Origin of the sequence: Oryzomonas sagensis, assembly GCF_008802355.1 — a bacterium.
GTDB classification, from domain to species: domain Bacteria; phylum Desulfobacterota; class Desulfuromonadia; order Geobacterales; family Pseudopelobacteraceae; genus Oryzomonas; species Oryzomonas sagensis.
This window is the reverse complement of record NZ_VZRA01000001.1, coordinates 432296-453107: the sequence shown is the minus strand read 5'-3', so window position 1 is coordinate 453107 and position 20812 is coordinate 432296. Positions and strand designations below refer to the sequence as shown.

The window sequence follows — 20812 nt, the reverse complement described above, 5'->3', positions numbered from 1 at the left end:
CGGGCCGGCATTATCCCTTGGGTTCCAGGAGTGCCACGGCATGGGCGGAAATCCCCTCGCCGGTTCCGGTGAAGCCGAGCCCCTCCTCGGTGGTGGCCTTGACATTGATCCGGTCCCGGTCGGCGTGGAGCACGCGGGCGATGTTCTCCCGCATCCCGGCGATGTGGGGCGCCATCTTGGGCCGCTGGGCGATGATGGTGGCGTCCAGGTTGCCGAGCCGGTAGCCGCGGCGGTCGGCGACCGTCATGACGTGCGCCAGCAGTTTGAGGCTGTCCGCCCCCTCGAAGGCCGGGTCGGTGTCCGGGAAGTGCTTGCCGATATCACCCTCGCCGATGGCGCCCAGAATGGCGTCGGCGATGGCGTGCAGCAGGACGTCGGCATCGGAATGCCCCAGAAGCCCCTTCTCCCAGGGGATCTCCACCCCGCCCATGATCAGTTTTCTTCCCTCCACCAGGCGGTGGACGTCGTAGCCGTGCCCTATGCGCATACAGCCAAACCTCTCTGTCGTTTATTCCGCTTTCAAATCCCGCGCCATCAGTTCCGTCACCGCCTCGCGGGCCGGTTTGTCCTCGTGGAGGATCTGGTAGGTCTTCTCGACGATCGGCATCTCCACCCCCAGGCGCAGGGCGAGTTGGTGGACCGATTCCGCCGTCTTGACCCCTTCAGCCACCATGCGCATCTCCCCCAGGATGTCGGCCAGCCGCATCCCCTGGCCGAGCTTGAAGCCGACGGTGCGGTTGCGGGAGAGGTCGCCGGTGCAGGTCAGGACCAGATCGCCCATGCCGGCCAGGCCGGCGAAGGTTGCCGGCTGCGCCCCCATGGCGCGCCCCAGCCGGTTCATCTCCGCCAGGCCGCGGGTGATCAGGGCGGCGCGGGCATTATGGCCGAAGCCGAGGCCGTCGCAGATGCCGGCGGCAATGGCGATCACGTTCTTGACCGCCCCCCCCAGCTCCACGCCGGTCACGTCGCTATTGGTATAGACCCGGAACTGGGGGCTGCTGAAGGCCGCCTGCATGCGCCGGGCGTTGGCCTCGACGCGGGATGCGGCTACGATCAGCGAAGGGAGTTCCTGAGCCACCTCCCGGGCAAAGGTCGGCCCCGACAGGGCCACATAGCCCTCGGCCGCTTCCGGCGGCAGCAGCTGGCCGCAGATCTGGGAGACGGTCTGGAGCGTCTCCAGTTCGATCCCCTTGGAGGCGTTGGCGATAACGGTCCCGTTGCCGATGGCGGGGGCGATCTGTTTCAGTACCCCCCGCATGACCTGCACGGGGGTCACCAGCAGGATGATGCCGCGGCCGTCGATGGCCCCGCGGAGATCCCCGGTCGCAACCAGCTTCGGCTGCAACGGGATGCCGGAAAGGTACAGGGAGTTGGTGTGGGCGGTGTTGATCTCCCGGACCAGCTCCTCCTCGTAGGCCCACAGGAGGACATCGTGGCCGTTGGCCGCCAGGCGGTTGGCCAGCGCCGTTCCCCAACTCCCGCCGCCGATGACGGCTATCTGCTCGCTCTTACTCTTCATCGTTGGTATAGCCTTCCTCCAGTCGCAAGTCGTACCCTTCGGCCAGGGCCTGGCGGGCCGTATCCACGCTATCCAGCACCAGGCGCCGGATAAAGGGATGGCGGCTCTCGGGCAGGAAGCCTCCCACCAGGCTCAAGGCCGTGGCCAGGGTGCGCTGGACCGCGTCGTCCTCGCTGCCGGTCTGCTGCATGTAGTCGGCGGTCAAAAGCAGCCGCTTGATGATCTCGGCGCGGCGCGGAACGACCATCTCGTCGCAGAACAGGTTGATCTCGGCCTCCAGCGCCTCCGCCGTCACGCCCTCCACACCGTCCTTCTCCTCCAGGGCCATGAAACGCTCGGCGGCGTCGTAGACGGCCGGTTCGGACAGGATCCACCCTTCCAGGCTCGGGTCGTCCAGCAGTTCGTTGCTGGTCATGACGTAGCCGGGGATCTTCTCGACGATGCCGTCCAGGTGGTTCAGGCTGAAACGGGGGATGTAGGCCTCGGGTTTGAGGGAATCGGGCCGGAACAGGCGCATGTCCACGTAAAAATCGGGCGGCAGGTAGAAACCCTGCTCGCGGCTGCGGTGGAGGGCTTCCCGCAGGGAGGCCAGGGCGTAGCCGGGATCGACCGGGAGCAGCATCTCGCCGTTGATCAGGTCCTTGAGGACGAGGTTGTATTCCTTCTCGTCCCGCATGCGATAGCTGACCGCGTTCAGGAGCCCGTCGGACTCCCCCGTCAGGATGAGCAGGGCGGCGAAGGCGGAATCGTCCAGCTTCCAGGCGAACCAGAGCGACCGCGCGCCATAAAAGTCGATGGGACCGGCCTGGACCTCGTGGAACGGGAGCGGCATGGGGAACGGTTGCGGCAGTTCCGTCGGCTCCTTGATGCCCAGGAAGGAGAGCCGCCGGATGCTGCGCCGGATCAGATCGGCCACGTCGCCCTCGTGGCGCCGCTCGGCCCTGGTCAGCACGTCCAGCGCGCAACCGTTCTTGATCCGCCCCAGCGCCAGGATGGCCTCTTTGACGATCTCGGGCCGTTCGAAGGAGAGCAGGATCTCGAGCAGGGCCACGGCGTCGGGGGAGTTGAGTTCGGCCAGCCGGTGGATCATCCGTTCGCGGAAATCATCGGTGACATCCAGGAAATTGTCGATGAAGCGCACCAGTCCCCGCTCGCCGTCCTTGAGGCAATCGTCGATGAACCCGTCCAGTGATGCGGCGCCGTATCCGGTCAGGGAGGCAAAGGGGGGGGCGGTGACGTCGATGCCGCTGTCGTGCAGCAGGTCCAGGAGGGCCAGTTTGCCGTCTTCTTCCAGGTCCTTGCGCTGGATGGTGATCTGGATCAACTGATCCATCCAGGCCGATGCGTCGAAGAAGTCCAGCATGCAGGTGTAGCGGTAGATGGCGGTGCCGTTGTGCTCCTGCCACAGTTTGCGGACCAGCGGGTTGAGCGCGCGTTTGCCCGATTTCTGCAGGCGTCGGCCGATGCGCTCCATCTGGTCGCCGGTCAGGTCGTCCCGTTTGAGAAAATCCAGAAGGCGTATGATGCGCCGCCGTTCCCGCAGGGATTTATCAATTTTCAAGGCTCTGGTCATAATGGTTTTATTTTACCACGGAGGGCGGAGAGGCAACAGAGGAACGTCTGAGGAATTCCCTATGACACGAATAATTCTCGCGTTGTTCGGTCCCTTTTCTTTTCTCCGTGTACCTCTGTGTCCTCAGTGGCGAATGCTGTTCAGCCGTTACTCGGTTTCCTCGTTGCTTGCGTCCGTCCCGTCCTCGAGATCGTCCTCTTCCTTTTCGGCCAGTTTGGCCACGGCCACGACCTTTTCCTTCTCCTCGGTGGTGATCAGGCGCACCCCCTGAGTGTTGCGGCCGATCACCGAGAAGCCGGAGACCGGAACCCGCAGGATCTTGCCGTTGTCGGTGATGACCATCAGGTCGTTGTCGTCGGCTACCTGCATGACGTTGACCACGTTGCCGTTGCGCTCGGTGGTCTTGATGGTGATGATCCCCTTGCCGCCCCGGCTCTGGTCGCGGTACTCGTCCAGGTCGGTGCGCTTGCCGTAGCCGTTTTCGCAGACCGTGAAGATGGTGGAGCCGACGGCGGTGTTGTCCACGATCTCCATGCCGATCACCCGGTCGTCGTCGGACAGGTTCATGCCGCGCACGCCCCGGGTGACGCGCCCCATGGAGCGGGCATCCCCTTCGTTGAAGCGGATAGCCTTGCCGTTCTTGGATGCCAGGAAGACATCCTTGCTGCCGTCGGTCAGGGCCACGGAGATCAGGCGGTCGCCGTCGTCCAACTTGACGGCGATGATGCCGCCGCTGCGCACGTTGGAGTACTCGATCAGCGGCGTCTTCTTGACCACGCCGTTACGGGTGGCCATGAACAGGAAGGTGTCTTCGCTGAACTCCTTGACCGGCAGGATGGTGGTGATCTTCTCGTCCATGGCCACATTCACCAGGTTGACCACCGCCTTGCCCTTGGTGGTGCGGCTTCCCTCGGGGATCTCATAGACCTTGAGCCAATACATGCGGCCGGCATCGGTAAAGCAGAGCAGGTAGTCCTTGGTGGAGGCGATGAAGAGCTGTTCGACGAAATCCTCTTCCTTGGTCTTCATGCCGGTCTTGCCCTTGCCGCCGCGCCGCTGGGAGCGGTACAGGTCCACGGCGCTGCGCTTGATGTAGCCGGTATGGGAGATGGTCACCACCATTTCCTCGTCCTCGATGGTGTCTTCGAGGGAGATGTCGGCGGTCTTGTCCACGATCTCGGAGCGGCGCGGGTCTCCGAATTTGTCGCGGATCTCGGTCAGTTCGGCCACGATGATCTTGAGGATCTCGGCGTCGGAAGCCAGGATCTCCCGCAGGCGGGTGATGAAGGCCAGCACCTCCTCGTATTCGGCGACGATCTTGTCCCGCTCCAGGCCGGTCAGGCGTTGCAGGCGCATCTCCAGGATGGCCTGGGCCTGGATATCGCTCAACTGCACCGCACCCTCGTAGCCGGCCGGCCGGGGCAGGTCGAGGCGTTTCAAGTATTCCGGGTCGGCGAATCGTCCCTCCATCAAGCCCAGCTTGGCCTCGGGCGGGGTCTTGGACTCGCGGATCAGCTCGATGACCGCGTCCAGCCAGTCCAGGGCGATCTTGAGGCCTTCCAGGATATGGGCCCGGGCCAGGGCCTTCTTCAACTCGAAGTTGGTGCGGCGGGTGACCACCTCGCGGCGGTGATCGATGAAACAGTCCATCATCTCCCGCAGGGTCAGCACCCGGGGGCGGTTGTGGACGATGGCGATCATGATGATGCCGAAGGAGGTCTGCAACTGGGTGTGTTTGTAGAGCTGGTTCAGCAGCACCTCGGCGTTTTCGTCCCGTTTGACCTCGATGACGATGCGCATCCCCTCGCGGTCCGACTCGTCGCGGAGATCGGTGATCCCCTCGATCTTCTTCTCCTTGACCATGTCGGCGATGCTGGAGACCAGCTTGGACTTGTTGACCTGGTAGGGGATCTCGGTGATGACGATCGACTGGCGCTCCGATTTTTTCTGGATCTCCACATGGGCCTTGGCGCGAATCTGGATGATGCCGCGGCCGGTGGCGTAGGCGTCCCTGATCCCCTGGCGGCCGTAGATGGTCGCGCCGGTGGGGAAATCGGGGCCGGGCACAATCTCCAGCAACTCCTCGAAGCTCGTCTCCGGGTTGTGGATCACGGCGATGATGCCGTCGATGATCTCCGTCAGGTTGTGGGGCGGTATGTTGGTGGCCATGCCGACGGCGATGCCGGCGGAGCCGTTGACCAGCAGGTTGGGGAACTTGGAGGGCAGGACCGTCGGCTCCAGCAACTCGTCGTTGTAGTTGGGCGCCATGTTGACGGTTTCTTTGTCCAGGTCGGCCAGGAGCTCGTGGGTAAGCTGGCGCAGGCGGATCTCGGTGTAGCGCATGGCCGCCGGGGAATCGCCGTCCACCGAACCGAAGTTGCCCTGGCCCTCGACCAGCATGTAGCGCAGTGAGAAGTCCTGGGCCATGCGGACGATGGTGTCGTAGGCGGCCGTGTCGCCGTGGGGGTGATACTTGCCGATCACGTCGCCGACCACGCGGGCCGATTTCTTGTAAGGCTTGTTGTATTCGTTGCCCATGTCGTACATGGCGTACAGACAGCGCCGGTGGACCGGCTTGAGTCCGTCGCGCACGTCGGGCAGCGCGCGGCCGATGATGACCGACATGGCGTAATCCATGTAGGAGCGTTTCATTTCGTCTTCGATGTTGACGGATATCTTGTTGTGCGGCGTGGTGGGATCGTTGCTCATTGATTCCTCTTTCAGTGGCTTCTATTTACCCGACGGTTCAGCGCTTTCCGCCGTGGGAACGCTTTTTCGACCGGAGCGGAATCCTATCACATTATTCGCGATTTGTCTCTAGTTCATGATGCGGGGGATGGTGGAGAGCTTTCCGTGCGGCGGACCGGTGGGCGGAGTCAATAGCGATAGCGCAACTCCATTTTGAACAGTTGGTTCGTCCGCTGCGCCCCGTCCACCAGATTCAGGTTGCTGACCTTCTCGACGCCGTACTCCACCTGGGCGTCCACGTCGCCATAGACCGGGACGGTCCAGAAGACGCGCCCGGCATGCTTGCGCTCGATGGCTTGGCCCTGTACGCGTCCGATCATACCGCGGTTGGTGTAGATGTATTCGAGGGCGAGATTGTTGCGCGTGCCGAACCAGTGGCTGTAGCGGGAGAAGAAATCCTGGGTGGCGCCCCCCTGTGAGTCGCCCAGCGGCAGTCCCTTGTAGAGAAAGCCTGCCGGGAAGGTGCCGCTCGTGTAGAGTATCTGGTTGCCCTGGAAGAATTCGAAGCGGAAATCGTCCCGCCCTTCGGCGGTCAGGCGCGGGATGAAGAAGCCGGCGACGTAGCTCTCCACGATGGGCCAGAAGGAGGCGGCGTCGCAACCGGAGAATTCACCGTACAATTCGGTGTTGCGCAGCCAGGGGATGCGGTAGCGCGCCTCGAACCCCGCGTTGGCCTTGGAATTGTCCGCGTTCGTGCCGCCGACAAGGCCGTTCACCCAGTCGCGGATGCTGTTATTGACCCCCGGACCGCCCTGCATGCGGCCGAGGTTTAAGCCGATTTCCAGGTTATCGGTCGGCTTGGAGCTGAGCTTTATGGCATAGAACCAGGGTCGGCGCTCCTGTCCATCGGTGACGGTCTTGTCCAATCGGGAAAGGATCAAGGCATATTTCAGGTCACCGAGCCACGAAAGCCAGCCGACTCGAAACGGCTCAGGGCTGGAAAGCTTGGCAATGGTGAGGTTTTCCGCATTGTTGGTCAGGGTGATGTTACCGCGGTAGCCCAGTCCCAGCCAGTTCTCATCCTTGCCGAGTTCCAACTCCAAAGCGCCCCCGCCGACCTTGAGATAGCCCCGGTTGAGCCGCATGGTGGTCTCTGTCCCCGAGGCAAGCACCATCGGCTCCAGCAGCCCGGTCATCTTGTCGCTCACATACCCCTCGGCCGCCCAGCGCACTTCAAGGTTGCTGCCCTGGTGATAGACCGCACCGTCATTGTTCTCGGATAGCGGCGTCCCTTCGCTCCCCACCTGCCGTATGTTCAACCCAGGTGTCGCCGGGCGCAGGCCCGAGCCGAAACCGAACACGCCGTCATCGCCCGGATCGTGCACCGGCCGGACATAGTTGCGTGGCGCCCCGTTCAGGTGCACGTAGCGCATCCGGAGTGATGCGATCGGGTTGAGGTCCACAAATTGCGGTTTGCGTTCGGGGGCCTTTTGCAGGGAAACCTCGCGCGGGAGCAGTTCGCGGGTGCGGTCGATCAGCTCGCGGGCAAAGGCCGGCACCCCGGCCCCGCCGGATTCCAGGTTCGTCTCCGCCTCCATCACCTGGCGGGCAGCCTCGGCCTTGCTGAAGGGTTTCAGCCCCTTCACGTCGCTGGTGATCAGGCCGAACCCGGCCAATTTTTCCAGGTAGAGGTAGATCGGGCTATCCAGGGGGATGTTGGCGGAGGAAACAGCCAGGCAGGTTGTAGCGGGCAATTGCACTAACAGGAACGTCGCCATCGCTGAGAGCATACACACCAAGAGGCGGCCTTTGGCATCAAAACAGTTTTGCACGGTAATCCTTTATGACGTCCTGATGGGTAGAATTTTAGCATTCCTCGTCAAAGTGGATGCAAACAGGTCGGGGCGCACCCTCTGAAATGCCGCTGGGGCCTCTCCTTGGAACGAATACGTGGGGCGGAACTCGGGGATTAACCGTCTCAACCCTTCCATTAAAGCAATAACGTCATTGGAACGGGCTGCGGCATAGAGTGCTTCCAATTGTTCTACAACCGGCTCAAGGGCGATCTGCACCGGCGCAAGCACTTTGATTTTGTCATGCGAGGTCGGCATGATGCCCTCACCATCCAAGAGCAGTTCCTCAAACAGTTTTTCGCCCGGCCGCAAGCCGGTAAAAACGATGTCGATGTCCTCGTACGGCGTAAGCCCCGACAAGTGGATTAACTCTTCGGCCAGGTCAATGATGCGGACCGGATCGCCCATGTCCAGCACCAGAATTTCGCTGCCGGTCCCCAGACTGCCGGCCTGCAGGACAAGCTGACTGGCTTCGGGGATGGTCATAAAATAGCGAATCACCCGCTTATCGGTAACGGTCACCGGGCCGCCTTTGGCAATCTGCTCCTTGAAGAGCGGGATCACACTCCCATTGCTCCCCAGCACGTTGCCGAAGCGGACCGTTGTGAACTTGGTGGCGCTGATGCGGGAGAGCGCCTGGATGTAGATCTCAGCAGCCCTCTTGGTGGCCCCCATCACGTTGGTCGGGTTGACCGCCTTGTCGGTGGAGATCATGACAAAGTTCTTGACGTTATGCCTGTGGGCCGCGTCGGCGACATTCTTGGAACCGAATATATTGTTGAGCACTCCCTGGGCCGGGTTGTATTCCATCATCGGCACGTGCTTGTACGCTGCGGCGTGGAACACCACGTCGGGCGCGAACTCCTCAAATATGGCCCCGACCTTGTCCCGGTCCCGAACATCGGCAATAAGCGGAAGTAACCGTAGGTCTGGAAAGTTTGCGGCAAGCTCCATTTCGATCTTGTAAAGCGGAGTCTCCGCCTGTTCGAGCATGATAAGTTTGGCCGGCTTGAAGTGTGCTACCTGGCGGCATATTTCGCTGCCGATACTTCCGGCCGCGCCGGTAACCAGAACGTGCCTGCCGGTCAGGTAGTTGCCGATGAGCCCCCTGTCCAGCACAACCGGCTCTCTCCCCAACAGGTCCTCGATATCCACCTTCTTGATCTGGGATACCGAAAGTTTTCCGTCAATCAACTCGCCGATGCTGGGCAGGGTCCTGAACGTCACATGGGCATTCTGGTACGAGCTGACGATCTCGCGGATTATCTTCCCGCCGGCCGAGGGCATGGCAATGATCACGTCTTCGACATCATTCATGCGGATCAGGGCCTTCAGGTGTCTCGTCGCTCCCAGTACCGGGATGCCGTGTAGCTTCATGCCTTTCTTCTCGGGATCGTCGTCAACAAAGCCGACCACGTTATAGGCCGTGTGGGGGTGCCGCCGAATCTCCTTGAGCAGCATGCTGCCGGCCTCTCCGGCGCCAACAATAAGGGTGCGCGGCCCCTCGCAGTTTTTGCCAAGGACGTAGCTTTCCCGATAGATGCGCCATAAAAGCCTGCTGGCGGCGACAAAGGAAAGAAGCAGAAACCAGTCGAGCAGAAAAATGGAACGGGGGACCGGGGCGAACTGTCTGAAGAAGACGACCGCAAATATCGAAAGAATGGAGGAGAGGGTGACAGCTTTGAATATCTCAATGCCATCCTGCAGGGATGCGTAGCGCCACATGCTCTTATAGAAGCCGATGGAGATGAAAACCAGCGGTTTGACTACCAGCACGACGAGCAGACACTCCCGGAAGAGGTGGAGTTCCTGGGGCGGAATGGAAAAATCGAAACGGAGCAGGAATGCCAGGCAGAGTGAGGTGCTGACGAGAAAAACATCGCACAGGAACACCATTATTCTGCGCTTATTGTACATGCTATTTAACCTCCACACGGGTGCGTACCCGCGACATTGCCGACCACCAACACCCAAAAAGAACAAGCCCCAAAGGAATTGTAGCGATAGGGCCGGTTTTTCGCAGGGCCAACATGCTGGAGCCAACCAAAAGTTGCAGTATACCATAACCGACGGCGACCCGCCAGTGAGGGACGTTCATCTGATTTGCAAACAACTGATAGAGGTGTCTGCGGTGGGCCAGGGAAAGACGGTCCCCGTCGCGCCACCGAACCGCCAATGTTGTCAGTGCGTCGGCATAAAATGGAAACAGGCACCCGGCAAGCACGATGAAATCGCCAAAGGATGTCGAAAGCAAGATGCAAAATGCGGCAAACATAAAGCCAAGTAGCACACTGCCCACATCTCCCATGAAAACCCTGGCCCGCGGCATATTCATCGGAAGGAAACCGAGGCAGGCGGCGCTGAGTGAAAATGCCAGCATGCGGTAGGGCTCTGCTTGTGTTGTCAGACCGGCAAATATGCCCAAAAGTGCAAAGCCCACGAAGCCGGTTATGCCGGCGATGCCGTTGATGCCGTCCATAAAATTATAGAAATTGGCGGTACCGGCCATAAATAGGCATGCAACGGGTAACAGCAGGTAAGAGGTGACTGGTGAGGAGGGAAAGGCAAGGAGCTGCGGGAACAGCACGGCGAGAGACGCTGCAAATTGCAGAATCAAACGTGTTCGCGGCGATAGACCCTGCCGGTCATCAAAAAAGCTTGCCAGCGAAAGGAGGATCGCCGGAAGCCAGAAAAATGTTGGAACGTGCAGATAGAGTGCCGATACGATGAGTGCCGCCAGGATACCGATGCCGCCGCCACGCGGCGTGGGAAGTTCATGGGAGCTTCGGTTGTTGGGGATGTCCAGCAGGCCGAAGCGATAGGCATAATGCGACGTGAGCCATGCACCGAGGAGTCCAAGGAGAAAGGCACCGCCTAAAATAGTCGAGAGATCGTTGCATCCAGTCACCTTTTGGTCTCCACTCGTTGCTTATACCACTCCGCTGTCTCCCGAAGCCCCTCTTCCATCGTAAAGGGAGGCGCCCAGCCCAGTTCTTGCCGGATTTTTGAGCTGTCCACCGTTAGCGAGCCGGTGAGCCGATTGACCGCTGCACTCTTACCGGCCAGCTTGCCGGCAATGCGCATGAGAGAAGTAGGAAACGGCAACAATTGTTTGTAGGGGAAATGTTTAACAAAGCCCGTTGCACCGGTGACAAGCATATTCATAGATCGGCACTTTTTTTCTTGTTTTCAGCTACCAGTTGTTTCATCCACAGTTCAAGACGGTCAATCAGCATGTTCCTATCAAAATGAGTTCGATAATACTTCAGGCCGTTTTCCCCCGCTAGTCGCCGTTGATCGTCTAAGGTATTCCGAGTTTGCAGGATGGTGGCAGCAAGTGCAGTAGGGTCTTCCGTGGTACAGGTATAGCCTGCGGCAGCCTCTTCAATTATTCTTGCGCCTTCACCATCAAGGGCGGCTATGATAGGCCTGCCGCACGCGAGATATGATTGGATCTTTGCTGGAATTGTAAGAGAAAAAATAGGATTTTTCTTAAGTGTTACCAGCATCGCATCAGCCAGTGAAAAAAAGTATGGCATGGATTCTAGGGGATAACGTCCTAACAAGTGAAAGGTGTCAGAAAGTTGTAATCTTGATATTTCACCTTCAACCCATTGACGCATTCGTCCATCGCCAAGGACTACGAAGTGAATATCCTTATACTCTCTCAATTGTGCTGCTGCAGAGATTATTGTTTCGAAATCCTGGGCTGCGCCGATATTTCCGGCGAACATAACGACAAAGCCTTCCGGTATTAACAAGCGTTCCGGTGTATTGTCAAAGGGGTTAACAACGTGGTAAACGTCTTCAGCGTACTGAGGGAGGTAGCAAATCTGGCCATTATCGTTAACATATTGGATTATTGAGGAAACAAATGCACGTGAGGTTATCAAAATCCGATCACAACGGTTATAAATAAGCTTAACCAGTCTGCCAACCATGCCAATTACTGCGGGTGATGAAACCGCCCCTGCCGCAATCAGACTTTCCGGCCAGAGGTCCTGTACCCAGAGCATTAGGGGAATTTTATGTATTTTTTTGAAAAATAATGCTGGCAACACTAGGGTTATGGGGGATAGCCCAAAAACAAATATGAGATCATAATTATTCCGGCAACGTAAGGGGCCTAAAAGGCACGCACTGATTACGAAAGAGAGATAATTCAACGTTAACCGGAATCCTCTGCCCTTTCCTCTCGAGAGTATCGGCACGCGAACCACCCGGGCGCCAGCATATTCTTGTTCATGCTTCTGAAATGGCCCATAGCCGTCATAATATTTGCCTTCCGGATAGTTAGGAATGCCTGTTAACACGGTTACCCGATGGCCTCGCCCTATAAGGCCGGAAACCAGATCATTTATCCTAAAATTTTCAGGCCAGAAGTATTGAGTAACTACAAGAATGTGCACTCACACCGCCCTTTTCTATTTTTTCCAAACTACACGATTTACATAGTCGGTGTAACTTACAATAATTCTCACTACCTTGTCCGAAACATTGGGCATGGAATAGTCGCCGACCTGGCATAGTGTTCTATCCGATCCACGTTGCTGGTCCTCAAGCACGGCGAGCCCTTGCATAACACGTTCAAACTCTAGCCCAACCATCATTACGGATGCCTCTTCCATCCCTTCAGGACGCTCATGAGCTTCACGTATGTTGAGTGCAGGGAAATTGAGAATCGACGATTCTTCCGTTATCGTACCACTGTCAGACAAGACGGCGTACGCATGTTTTTGCAGATGCACATAATCCATAAAACCGAGTGGTTTTAATAACTCGACCTTTTTATGAAAAATCAACCCCCTTGACTCAATTCGATTTCTTGTTCGAGGATGTGTGGAAACGATGATTCTTTTGTCGTAATGCTCCGCAACACCGTTCAGTATCGCTGCAAGCTTAACCAGATTTATTTCAGAATCAATGTTTTCTTCACGGTGGGCACTTACTACAAAATATTCCTGCGGAGTCAGCCCCAACCGGGACAGCACATCAGATGCATCAATTTTTATCATATAGTGATTCAATACCTCGAACATCGGGCTGCCTGTCTTGATAATCCTGTCCGGTGGTAACCCCTCTCTCAGTAGATATTCACGGGCAATCGAACTGTAGGTCATGTTGATATCGCTAATATGGTCGACAATCTTGCGGTTGGTCTCTTCCGGAACACGTTGATCAAAACAACGATTACCAGCCTCCATGTGGAAGATGGGAATCTTTCGACGTTTGGCCGGGATGGCTGCCAGACAACTGTTGGTATCACCCAGTATTAGGACTGCTTCCGGTTTTTCCTGTTCCAGCAACTGATCTACCTTGATGATCATCTGACCGATTGTTTCGGCAGCATTTGCCCCGGCCGCATTTAGGAAATGGTCCGGCTTTCGCACTTCCAAGTCATGGAAGAAAATTTCATTCAGCTCATAGTCATAGTTCTGGCCGGTATGCACCAGAACGTGATCGCCATATTGATCGAGACAGGTCATGACGCGGGAAAGGCGGATGATCTCCGGGCGCGTACCGACAATAGTCATCACTTTCATTTTCTTCATACTCCACGCTCCACGGGTTCAAAAAAAGTATCAGGGTTCTCAGGATCAAACATTTCATTGCACCACATCACGGTCACTAGGTCAGTTGTACCTGTGTTGCTGATGTTGTGGGTATAGCCGGTAGGGATATCCACCACCTCCAGCTTGTCGCCGGAAACAGGGTACTCGATAATATCGTTACTTCCAACACGCCTGAAGCGAATTATCCCTTGGCCACTAACCACAAGGAATTTCTCGTTTTTGGTATGATGCCAGTGGTTGCCCTTGGTAATGCCCGGCTTGGAGATATTGACCGACACCTGCCCACGATCGGGAGTCTTGATAAACTCGGTAAAGGAACCACGCTTATCAATATTCATCTTAAGTTGATAGCTGAACTGATTTTTGGGCAGATAACTGAGATATGTACTGTACAACTTTTTTACAAACGGATCGGCCATGTTTGGGATGCTTTTCAGGTCACGACTTGCTTGGAAGGAGCGGATTAGTTCTACAATATATCCCAACTTGATGGTATGCACCGGTTCTACAACACAAAAAACATCCCGCATCACAACAATGCCATCTAGGAGTGAGACGAATGCTCGCACAACGTCGTCGATGTAAACCAGATTCATCACTACATTCGGATCATTGAGCTGAATAGGGAGACCATTGGCGATGTTGTTGCAAAAGGTTGCAACGACAGAGTTGTAGTTGGGACGGCACCATTTGCCAAAGACATTGGGAAGGCGGAACACATGCACTGCCGCTCCGGTTTCCCGGCCATAGGAAAAAACCGCCTCTTCTGCCCCTCGTTTGCTGGCCCCGTAGAGGTTATCCAGGGCAGCCTGGATCGATGAGGTTATGGCAATCGGTACAATTTTGCCGCTATTAGCAAGAGAACGGCAAATCTGCTCAGTCAGGCTGGTATTTCCGGTGCGAAAATCTTCCGTATTTTGCGGACGGTTCACACCTGCCAGATGAAATACGAAATCAGCCTGGGAGAGAAGGGCTGGGAGCTTGGTGTGATCATGCTTCACATCGAAACAAATGATGCGCACATCCTCTCTGCCCTGGAGTGTTGCCCTCAAATTTTTGCCTATAAAGCCTTCTGACCCTGTTATGAGAACGGTCTTCATTGCCCGATTCCTGAAGCAGCAAGCTCTTGCTGGATATAGTCAAGCTTCAACAACAACTCTTTAACCCCTCCGACATTCAACCGGCGGGTATTGTGAGAATTATAGTCCTCGATTTCTGCAATCTTCTCTTCGCCTTCGGTGAAGTACTTGCCATAGTTCAAATCACGGCCATCAGGTACAATCCGGTAATACCCCCCAAGATCTTCGGCCTTGTTTTTCTCTTCACGCGTCAAAAGGGTCTCGTAAAGCTTCTCGCCATGCCGGGTCCCGATGATCTTGATCTCATTGTCGGCTTTGAAAATCTCTCGTACTGCGATCGCTAAATCCATGATCGTTGATGCCGAGGCTTTCTGAACAAAGATATCGCCTTGGCGTGCATTTTTAAAGGCGTAAACAACCAAATCTACGGCGTCTTCAAGCGACATGAGGTATCTGGTCATGTTGGGATCGGTCACGGTTAGCGGCTTACCCTCACGAATCTGTTTAATGAAGAGAGGAATTACAGAACCTCTGGACGCCATAACATTACCATACCGTGTGCCACAAATAATTGTTTGTGAGGTATCTGTTGTGCGGGCCTTGGCGACCATCAGCTTTTCCATCATCGCCTTGGAAATACCCATGGCGTTGATCGGGTAAACCGCCTTGTCAGTACTTAGGCAAATCACCTTTTTCACCTTGTTGTCTAGCGCCGCATTCAACATGTTCTCTGTACCCAGAATGTTGGTCCTCACAGCTTCTAAGGGGTAAAATTCGCAGGATGGAACTTGTTTGAGAGCTGCTGCATGGAAGACATAATCCACATCATGCATGGCCGAGTGCAGGCTGTTATAGTTGCGTACATCGCCGATATAGAACTTGACTTTGCTGCTATTCAGTTCGATACGCATGTCTTCCTGTTTTTTTTCGTCGCGGCTGAACACACGAATTTCCTTAATGCCAGTATTGAGAAAACGTCGGAGCACAGCATTACCAAATGAACCGGTTCCACCAGTTATCAGTAGTGTTTTGTTTTTAAACATACTTACCTCAGTTCTAATTGCGTTCATTTGCCGGAAAGAGCCAATTCTCTAATTGCTTGCCATGTGCGATGGGCAGTTTCTTTCCAGTCATACTTCTCTGCGCGTTTCGCCACCATGCGTCCAAGTCGGTCCAACTCCTCGGGAGCATCAATAATTGACATTATTTGTCTGGCAAAATCTTCTGGATCGAACGGATCAAAATAAACTGCTGCCTCACCACCAAATTCCGGCATTGGCTGAATGCCAGATATTAACAGGGGCCGTCCAGCCCCCATCGCCTCTAGGAGGATGTTCGGACAATTTTCACAAGTTGAAGCAAAGATGTTGATTTTAGCATGGGCATACGCGGCAGGCAATTCCTGATAGGCGATATTTCCAGTCAGGATAACATCATTCTTCAAACCAAGACGTTGAATCTCCTCCATCACCTTTAATGCATATGCTGCAGTACAATGTCCAGCCAGAATGAGTTTTTCCTTCATCTCGCGCCGAGACTTCAACAGATGATAACCACGCACAACTTCCATCTGATTTTTATAAACATCAAAAATTGAAACATACAGAAGGTATTCGCAATCCGGCAACCATTTGGGTTTGGATGGAAGGTTGTCTATTTTAAAATGGTCATTAATACCATGTGGGATTGTCACCGCCTTTCTGAGGTGACCATGGGATTTTTCTTCGATGACTTTGCGGGCGAATTCGGATATGAAAATCACCATATCAGCCTTCATCATGCTCGAAAGCATGGAGTGTTCAAGCAGCCAGTTTCTAATCCGCATCAGGCCAAGAGGATATTTTTGGCGAACTGACATGTCAAAAGGGATCATGTTTCTGAACATGGTGACAGTCTTGCACCTTTTTGGAGCTCTGGTGTTTATAAGGCCACCAGGGCAAAAGAGAATATCTGCATCAATTTCCTTAAGGATTTTAGATAACACAAACTTTTCCCACAACGCGCGTAAAAGAGGGTTCTCTATTGGCCAGCTTGTAGTCAACCTTTTGACTGCAGGATGATCAGGGAACCTCAGAGTATCCGGGCAAAAAATGAAAATGTCCAGTCCTGAACAATCTTCAAGATATTGTAGGAGATTAAGCAGATATGTCTGTCCGCCTCCGCGTCGTGCGGAAAAAGCATTGATAACGATCTTCATGTGTGTGGCCCCGGAATTATGATTGCCGTCCATTTTAGCGTGCCATTCATTCGGCCCCGTAGCGGTCAAAAAAATTCAAGAACATGAGGATTGCCCATAATAATGGATGAACATTGCGCTTGCCTGATTTATGCATCTTCCAGAGGGCAAGCACGGCAGACTGATCAAGAGGAACCTTGCTAAATAAGGTCTTGTCATAGAGGCGATCCTCTGCCCATGACTCAAGTGGCCCGCGTAACCAACTGTCAATAGGGACACCGAAACCCTGCTTGGGTCGGTCTAATATTCTTTGGGGTACGTAACGATAAGCCAATTTCCTGAGTAAGTATTTGTTCACGCCCCCCCGAAGCTTCCACTGAAGCGGCAGCTTCATAGCCCATTCTATCAAATCCTGATCAAGCAGCGGGTCCCTGGACTCCAGAGAAAATGCCATGCTTGCAACATCAACTTTTTGCAGATAGTCATCGGGAAGCGTGTAGAATGCATCAAGTCGCATCCCCTGTTCACTAGGGTGCAACTCCCTCGGGAAAATTTCTGCAGCCGAAGAAAAAAGTGCATATATACTCTTCGTTCGCTCAATGAGATCGAGGGTAAGCACTCCTCCAAAATCCTTTGCAATACTTCTGGAAAAAGCAAAGGCTGATGCTCTATCAGGCTGACGCAGGGCACCAGATAAAAGTTTAAACTTATGCTGCGGCAACCTTTCTATCAAGGAAGTAATCACTGAACGCAACTGTGGAGGCAGATCGAAAAAATGATTTATCTTCTGAGCAATCTGGTAGTAGTGGTATCCACCAAAAAGTTCATCACCTCCATCGCCAGAAAGGCTTACAGTCACGTGTTTACGCGCTAGTCGTGATACCGCCATGACAGGAAATGCCGAGCTGTCGAAAAAGGGTTCATCGTATTCCTCTTGAAAGGTGGGCAGAAGTTGGAGAAGGTCATTCACCTGCAGATGTTCACAGTGATGCTCTGTGCCCAAGCACTCCGCAACAGCCAGCGCATGAGAGCTTTCATCATAAGCTTTATCCGCAAAGCCGATAGTAAATGTTTTAACCGGTTGCGACAAACGCTTGGCCATGATCGCCACGACCAATGAACTATCTATTCCACCCGATAAAAATGCTCCCAGCGGTACATCACTTATCAAGCGAGATTCAACCGACCGTGAAACAAGCCTGTCGAGTTCATCGAGCAACTCTTCTTCACTTCGATGAACCCAGGACAATTCTGGCTGAATATGACGATAATCCCAATATCGTTCAAGCCGTAACCCTTTCTTATCAACTAATAGATAATGAGCGGGTGGGAGTTTGCGCACGTCTTTGTAAATGGAGTGAGGAGCCGGCACATACCCCGCCTCCAGGTAAAATCGAAGCCCCTGCTCGTCTATTTCTTTTGACAATGCAGGTTCAAGATAAAACAACGAACGGGGCCTAGAGGAAAAGGCAAAACAAGATGAAGAATAGTGGTAATAAAAAGGCTTTATGCCCATGCGATCTCGTGCTGCAAAAAGTACTTTATCTTTTCGATCCCAAATGGCAAAAGCAAACATGCCATGAAAATATTTAAGGCAGTTTGTCCCCCATTTTGCATAAGCAGCCAAAATTACTTCCGTGTCACTATCGCTATTCCAATTACTAACAGAAGGTTCTAATAAACACCGAACTTCTTTATAATTATAGATTTCTCCATTAAAGACTATTACAAAACGGTGATCAAATGACACCATCGGTTGGTGACCAGTTTTTGCCAAATCAATCACTGATAACCTGCGATGCCCAAAATAAACGCCGGATTCTTGCCATTCTCCAAAATCATCTGGTCCTCTTTTAGCAAGCAACCCAAGCGCTTTGCTAACTAGGATCCTATCAATTGTACCGCTATTTATTACCCCTAATATTCCACACATTCTAGTCACGCTTTCAACGAATTTAATTTCATATCTGCTATTCTACAAAAAATAAATTTTTTCGATTTTGTGTAATGCGTGAGAATGAGCAAAATTATATATGGCACTAAAATATCACGAATAAGAAAATTATATGCTATCACGGAGTATATAGCAACATAACATAAATATGCTATTATATATCCAGACCAAATGGTCTTATTATTCATACAATAACGATGAATATAGTTTGTTACAATCCCCAAGATGAATACAAAAGGTATCCCTAAAAATCCATAATCTTGGTAGAAGGCTCTAATAGCAGTGTAAACGTTAGTTTGAATAGGACTATATATATATTCTTGGTTAGTCTGTATAGTATACCCAAGCTGCAATATATTATTAACAAATTTAAATAGCTCTGTCAGGGTTTCTTGGCCTATTGGAGCATCTCCAAAAGAATACCCTCCAGCTGTAACATAAATTTCGTTAAAAGACAGACTGTCTACTATGCCAGTATTTCCACTCACAAATGAATCTAAACCTGCTAATGCGCCAACAAAGTATGTGTATATATTTCCTCCACCAGAATCTGCCTGCCCTCGAAGCAATAAAATTAAATTAAAAACTGGTACCAGCACAACTATGGCACTAAACATTTTTAATCCTACAGTTTTAATACTAGGCTTGTACCAGTAATACCAGAACATGCTATTTAATACGATAATTCTAAAAATACCACTCCTCTCTAAAAAAAATACAGAATAACAACATGCTAATATTGTTGAAAAAAACCAAATAAACTTATTTTTAGTAGATTTATGTGAAAGTACCATAAAAAATAATGGCGCTATGTAATTTATATATTTAAACTGACTGATTATTTTAAGCCAAATTGGAATACCATAATCTTCATTCGACATAACACCTCTGATTATAGCTTGAGATGATGTTATTGATGTGCTTGCATAAAGCACCGTATCATACTTTGCAAAGTTTATTGCCTTCATAAGAGTTAAATAAGCTGAAAAAAGTGCAATTAATTGCATAAGTATTAATAACATTGATAGTTTATTTATATCTTTACTCTTAACAATGTGCTGAGTTTTATGATCTTTATTCTTGACATTTGAAATATTAGGTACAAATGCTTCAGAACAGAAAAAAGCAAAAAGAAAAGACAATAGAATTAAAATAGTTTTGATTCTAAGAAAATCCATGCCAAACGGATACATTATAAAAACTATTAAAAATGATATTAAGCAGCAAAATACTGGTGATAGTAAAGTGTAATATATTATTTTTTCTTTAACGTACAAAAGGAAAATTAAAACAGAAAGTAATGAGATAAAAAAAAGTGTAATTAACATAAATTGTCACTTAATGTCTTAAATATGGTTGCTATTAACTTCGCATTTGATTCAAGGCTAAATCGATCTCGGGCAATTTTAAGACCAGATTCACCATAACGTGAACACAAAGACCGATCAGAGAATAAAGTCTCTAATGAGTCTACCCACTCACTAGAAGTGTTAGCAAAAAAACCATTTTCATTATCATTGATAACTTCCTTGTTCATTCCGACCGGTGATGCAATCACCGGCAGACCGGAAGCCATATATTGCAACAACTTAAAACTACATTTTCCTCGTGCCCAATCTTCGTCAGTTAATGGCATGATTCCTACATCAAAACTATGCAATATTGATGATTCGATTTCTGGGGTCCATTCAACAAATTTTATACGACCATCGATATTTATGTTACTCGGCGGTTTATCGGCAACTATCAATAAATAAGCATTGTTGTGGCCCAACAAGAATTTTTTTAATGGGGCTTCTATCATTTTTAAATATTTATAATTGCCGGATGTTCCTGTCCAACCAACAATAAATGGTTTATCAGTATTTACATCAGTTTTTTGGAGGGGGGTAAAACGATGGCAGTCTATTGCCGTTGGTATCACGTAAACCTTATGGCAATAATTTGAATACCAATCTGCTAAAAAGGTGTTACCGGCTATGACAACATCAACACTACGTGCCAATGTTTTTGCAGAAGTTCCAGACATAAAGGATGACATCCAAATAGCATCATCGACATCAAGAACTCTTGGAGACTTGGTCAAATAAACTGGAAATTCAAATCCAGGTAAAATATTTCGCTCAATCCAAGTGATTTGAGAGGCATGAGTCGCAATGATCCCAGGAACTCGGGCAATACCTTTGAGTAAAAATTGAGCTAAAGCAAGAGGGGGGACATACCGCTTCCTAATATTTAATAGTTTCTTAAAGCCCATAGTTTCGTCATAAAAGGGACAGTAATCATGTACAGCAATTCCAAGCGACCTCAACGGCTCTATGTATTGCCGTATACGAAATCGAGAGGATGGAATATTTTTGCCTGTTGTTAATGCTGCGACATTAATCATTTTAGTTA

The 20812-nt window shown here is 52.2% G+C and carries 16 protein-coding genes; all 16 read right to left on the bottom strand.

Going from position 1 to position 20812, the window contains the following annotated elements; genetic code table 11:
• Positions 1 to 10: 10 nt before the first annotated feature.
• Positions 11 to 487 carry a 2-C-methyl-D-erythritol 2,4-cyclodiphosphate synthase gene (gene ispF, locus F6V30_RS02065; protein WP_151154853.1) on the bottom strand — a complete coding sequence of 159 codons (477 nt, stop codon included), beginning with the start codon at positions 485 to 487 and terminating at the stop codon, positions 11 to 13.
• Positions 488 to 508: 21 nt separating this feature from the next.
• Entirely contained in the window at positions 509 to 1519 is a 1011-nt protein-coding gene (locus F6V30_RS02060; protein ID WP_151154852.1) for an NAD(P)H-dependent glycerol-3-phosphate dehydrogenase, read from the bottom strand.
• Positions 1509 to 3092, bottom strand: a complete 1584-nt coding sequence (locus F6V30_RS02055) for a HEAT repeat domain-containing protein (RefSeq protein ID WP_151154851.1) — start codon at positions 3090 to 3092, stop codon at positions 1509 to 1511. Before F6V30_RS02055 ends, F6V30_RS02060 begins: the two co-directional genes overlap by 11 nt.
• A 147-nt stretch (positions 3093 to 3239) precedes the next feature.
• Positions 3240 to 5801, bottom strand: a complete 2562-nt coding sequence (gene gyrA, locus F6V30_RS02050; RefSeq protein ID WP_151154850.1) for a DNA gyrase subunit A — start codon at positions 5799 to 5801, stop codon at positions 3240 to 3242.
• Positions 5802 to 5968: 167 nt separating this feature from the next.
• Positions 5969 to 7570 (bottom strand): capsule assembly Wzi family protein, encoded by a 1602-nt coding sequence (locus F6V30_RS02045; protein ID WP_151154849.1) that lies wholly within the window; start codon positions 7568 to 7570, stop codon positions 5969 to 5971.
• A gap of 51 nt (positions 7571 to 7621) precedes the next feature.
• Complete coding sequence (locus F6V30_RS02040; protein WP_151154848.1) at positions 7622 to 9550, bottom strand: polysaccharide biosynthesis protein; 1929 nt, start codon at positions 9548 to 9550, stop codon at positions 7622 to 7624.
• 1 nt (position 9551) lies between these two features.
• Positions 9552 to 10541, bottom strand: a complete 990-nt coding sequence (locus F6V30_RS02035) for an MraY family glycosyltransferase (protein WP_151154847.1) — start codon at positions 10539 to 10541, stop codon at positions 9552 to 9554.
• The gene (locus F6V30_RS02030) at positions 10538 to 10798 is read right to left on the bottom strand and encodes a hypothetical protein (RefSeq protein ID WP_246163132.1); all 261 of its coding nucleotides are present in this window, start codon (positions 10796 to 10798) and stop codon (positions 10538 to 10540) included. Before F6V30_RS02030 ends, F6V30_RS02035 begins: the two co-directional genes overlap by 4 nt.
• On the bottom strand, positions 10795 to 12042 hold the full coding sequence (locus tag F6V30_RS02025) for a glycosyltransferase family 4 protein (protein ID WP_151154846.1): 1248 nt from the start codon (positions 12040 to 12042) through the stop codon (positions 10795 to 10797). Before F6V30_RS02025 ends, F6V30_RS02030 begins: the two co-directional genes overlap by 4 nt.
• A gap of 15 nt (positions 12043 to 12057) precedes the next feature.
• A complete protein-coding gene (wecB, locus tag F6V30_RS02020; RefSeq protein WP_151154845.1) occupies positions 12058 to 13185 on the bottom strand; it encodes a non-hydrolyzing UDP-N-acetylglucosamine 2-epimerase in 1128 nt (375 codons plus the stop codon).
• Positions 13182 to 14306 carry a capsular polysaccharide biosynthesis protein CapF gene (locus F6V30_RS02015; RefSeq protein ID WP_151154844.1) on the bottom strand — a complete coding sequence of 375 codons (1125 nt, stop codon included), beginning with the start codon at positions 14304 to 14306 and terminating at the stop codon, positions 13182 to 13184. The genes wecB and F6V30_RS02015 overlap by 4 nt, the downstream gene beginning before the upstream one ends.
• Positions 14303 to 15328, bottom strand: a complete 1026-nt coding sequence (locus tag F6V30_RS02010) for a nucleoside-diphosphate sugar epimerase/dehydratase (RefSeq protein WP_151154843.1) — start codon at positions 15326 to 15328, stop codon at positions 14303 to 14305. Before F6V30_RS02010 ends, F6V30_RS02015 begins: the two co-directional genes overlap by 4 nt.
• A 23-nt stretch (positions 15329 to 15351) precedes the next feature.
• Positions 15352 to 16482 carry a glycosyltransferase family 4 protein gene (locus tag F6V30_RS02005; protein WP_191965544.1) on the bottom strand — a complete coding sequence of 377 codons (1131 nt, stop codon included), beginning with the start codon at positions 16480 to 16482 and terminating at the stop codon, positions 15352 to 15354.
• A 46-nt stretch (positions 16483 to 16528) separates the two neighbouring features.
• The gene (gene asnB / locus F6V30_RS02000; protein WP_151154841.1) at positions 16529 to 18394 is read right to left on the bottom strand and encodes an asparagine synthase (glutamine-hydrolyzing); all 1866 of its coding nucleotides are present in this window, start codon (positions 18392 to 18394) and stop codon (positions 16529 to 16531) included.
• A 5-nt stretch (positions 18395 to 18399) separates the two neighbouring features.
• The gene (locus F6V30_RS01995; RefSeq protein WP_151154840.1) at positions 18400 to 19743 is read right to left on the bottom strand and encodes an O-antigen polymerase; all 1344 of its coding nucleotides are present in this window, start codon (positions 19741 to 19743) and stop codon (positions 18400 to 18402) included.
• A complete protein-coding gene (locus tag F6V30_RS01990; protein WP_151154839.1) occupies positions 19737 to 20804 on the bottom strand; it encodes a glycosyltransferase family 4 protein in 1068 nt (355 codons plus the stop codon). The genes F6V30_RS01995 and F6V30_RS01990 overlap by 7 nt, the downstream gene beginning before the upstream one ends.
• Between the last annotated feature and the right edge of the window lie 8 nt (positions 20805 to 20812).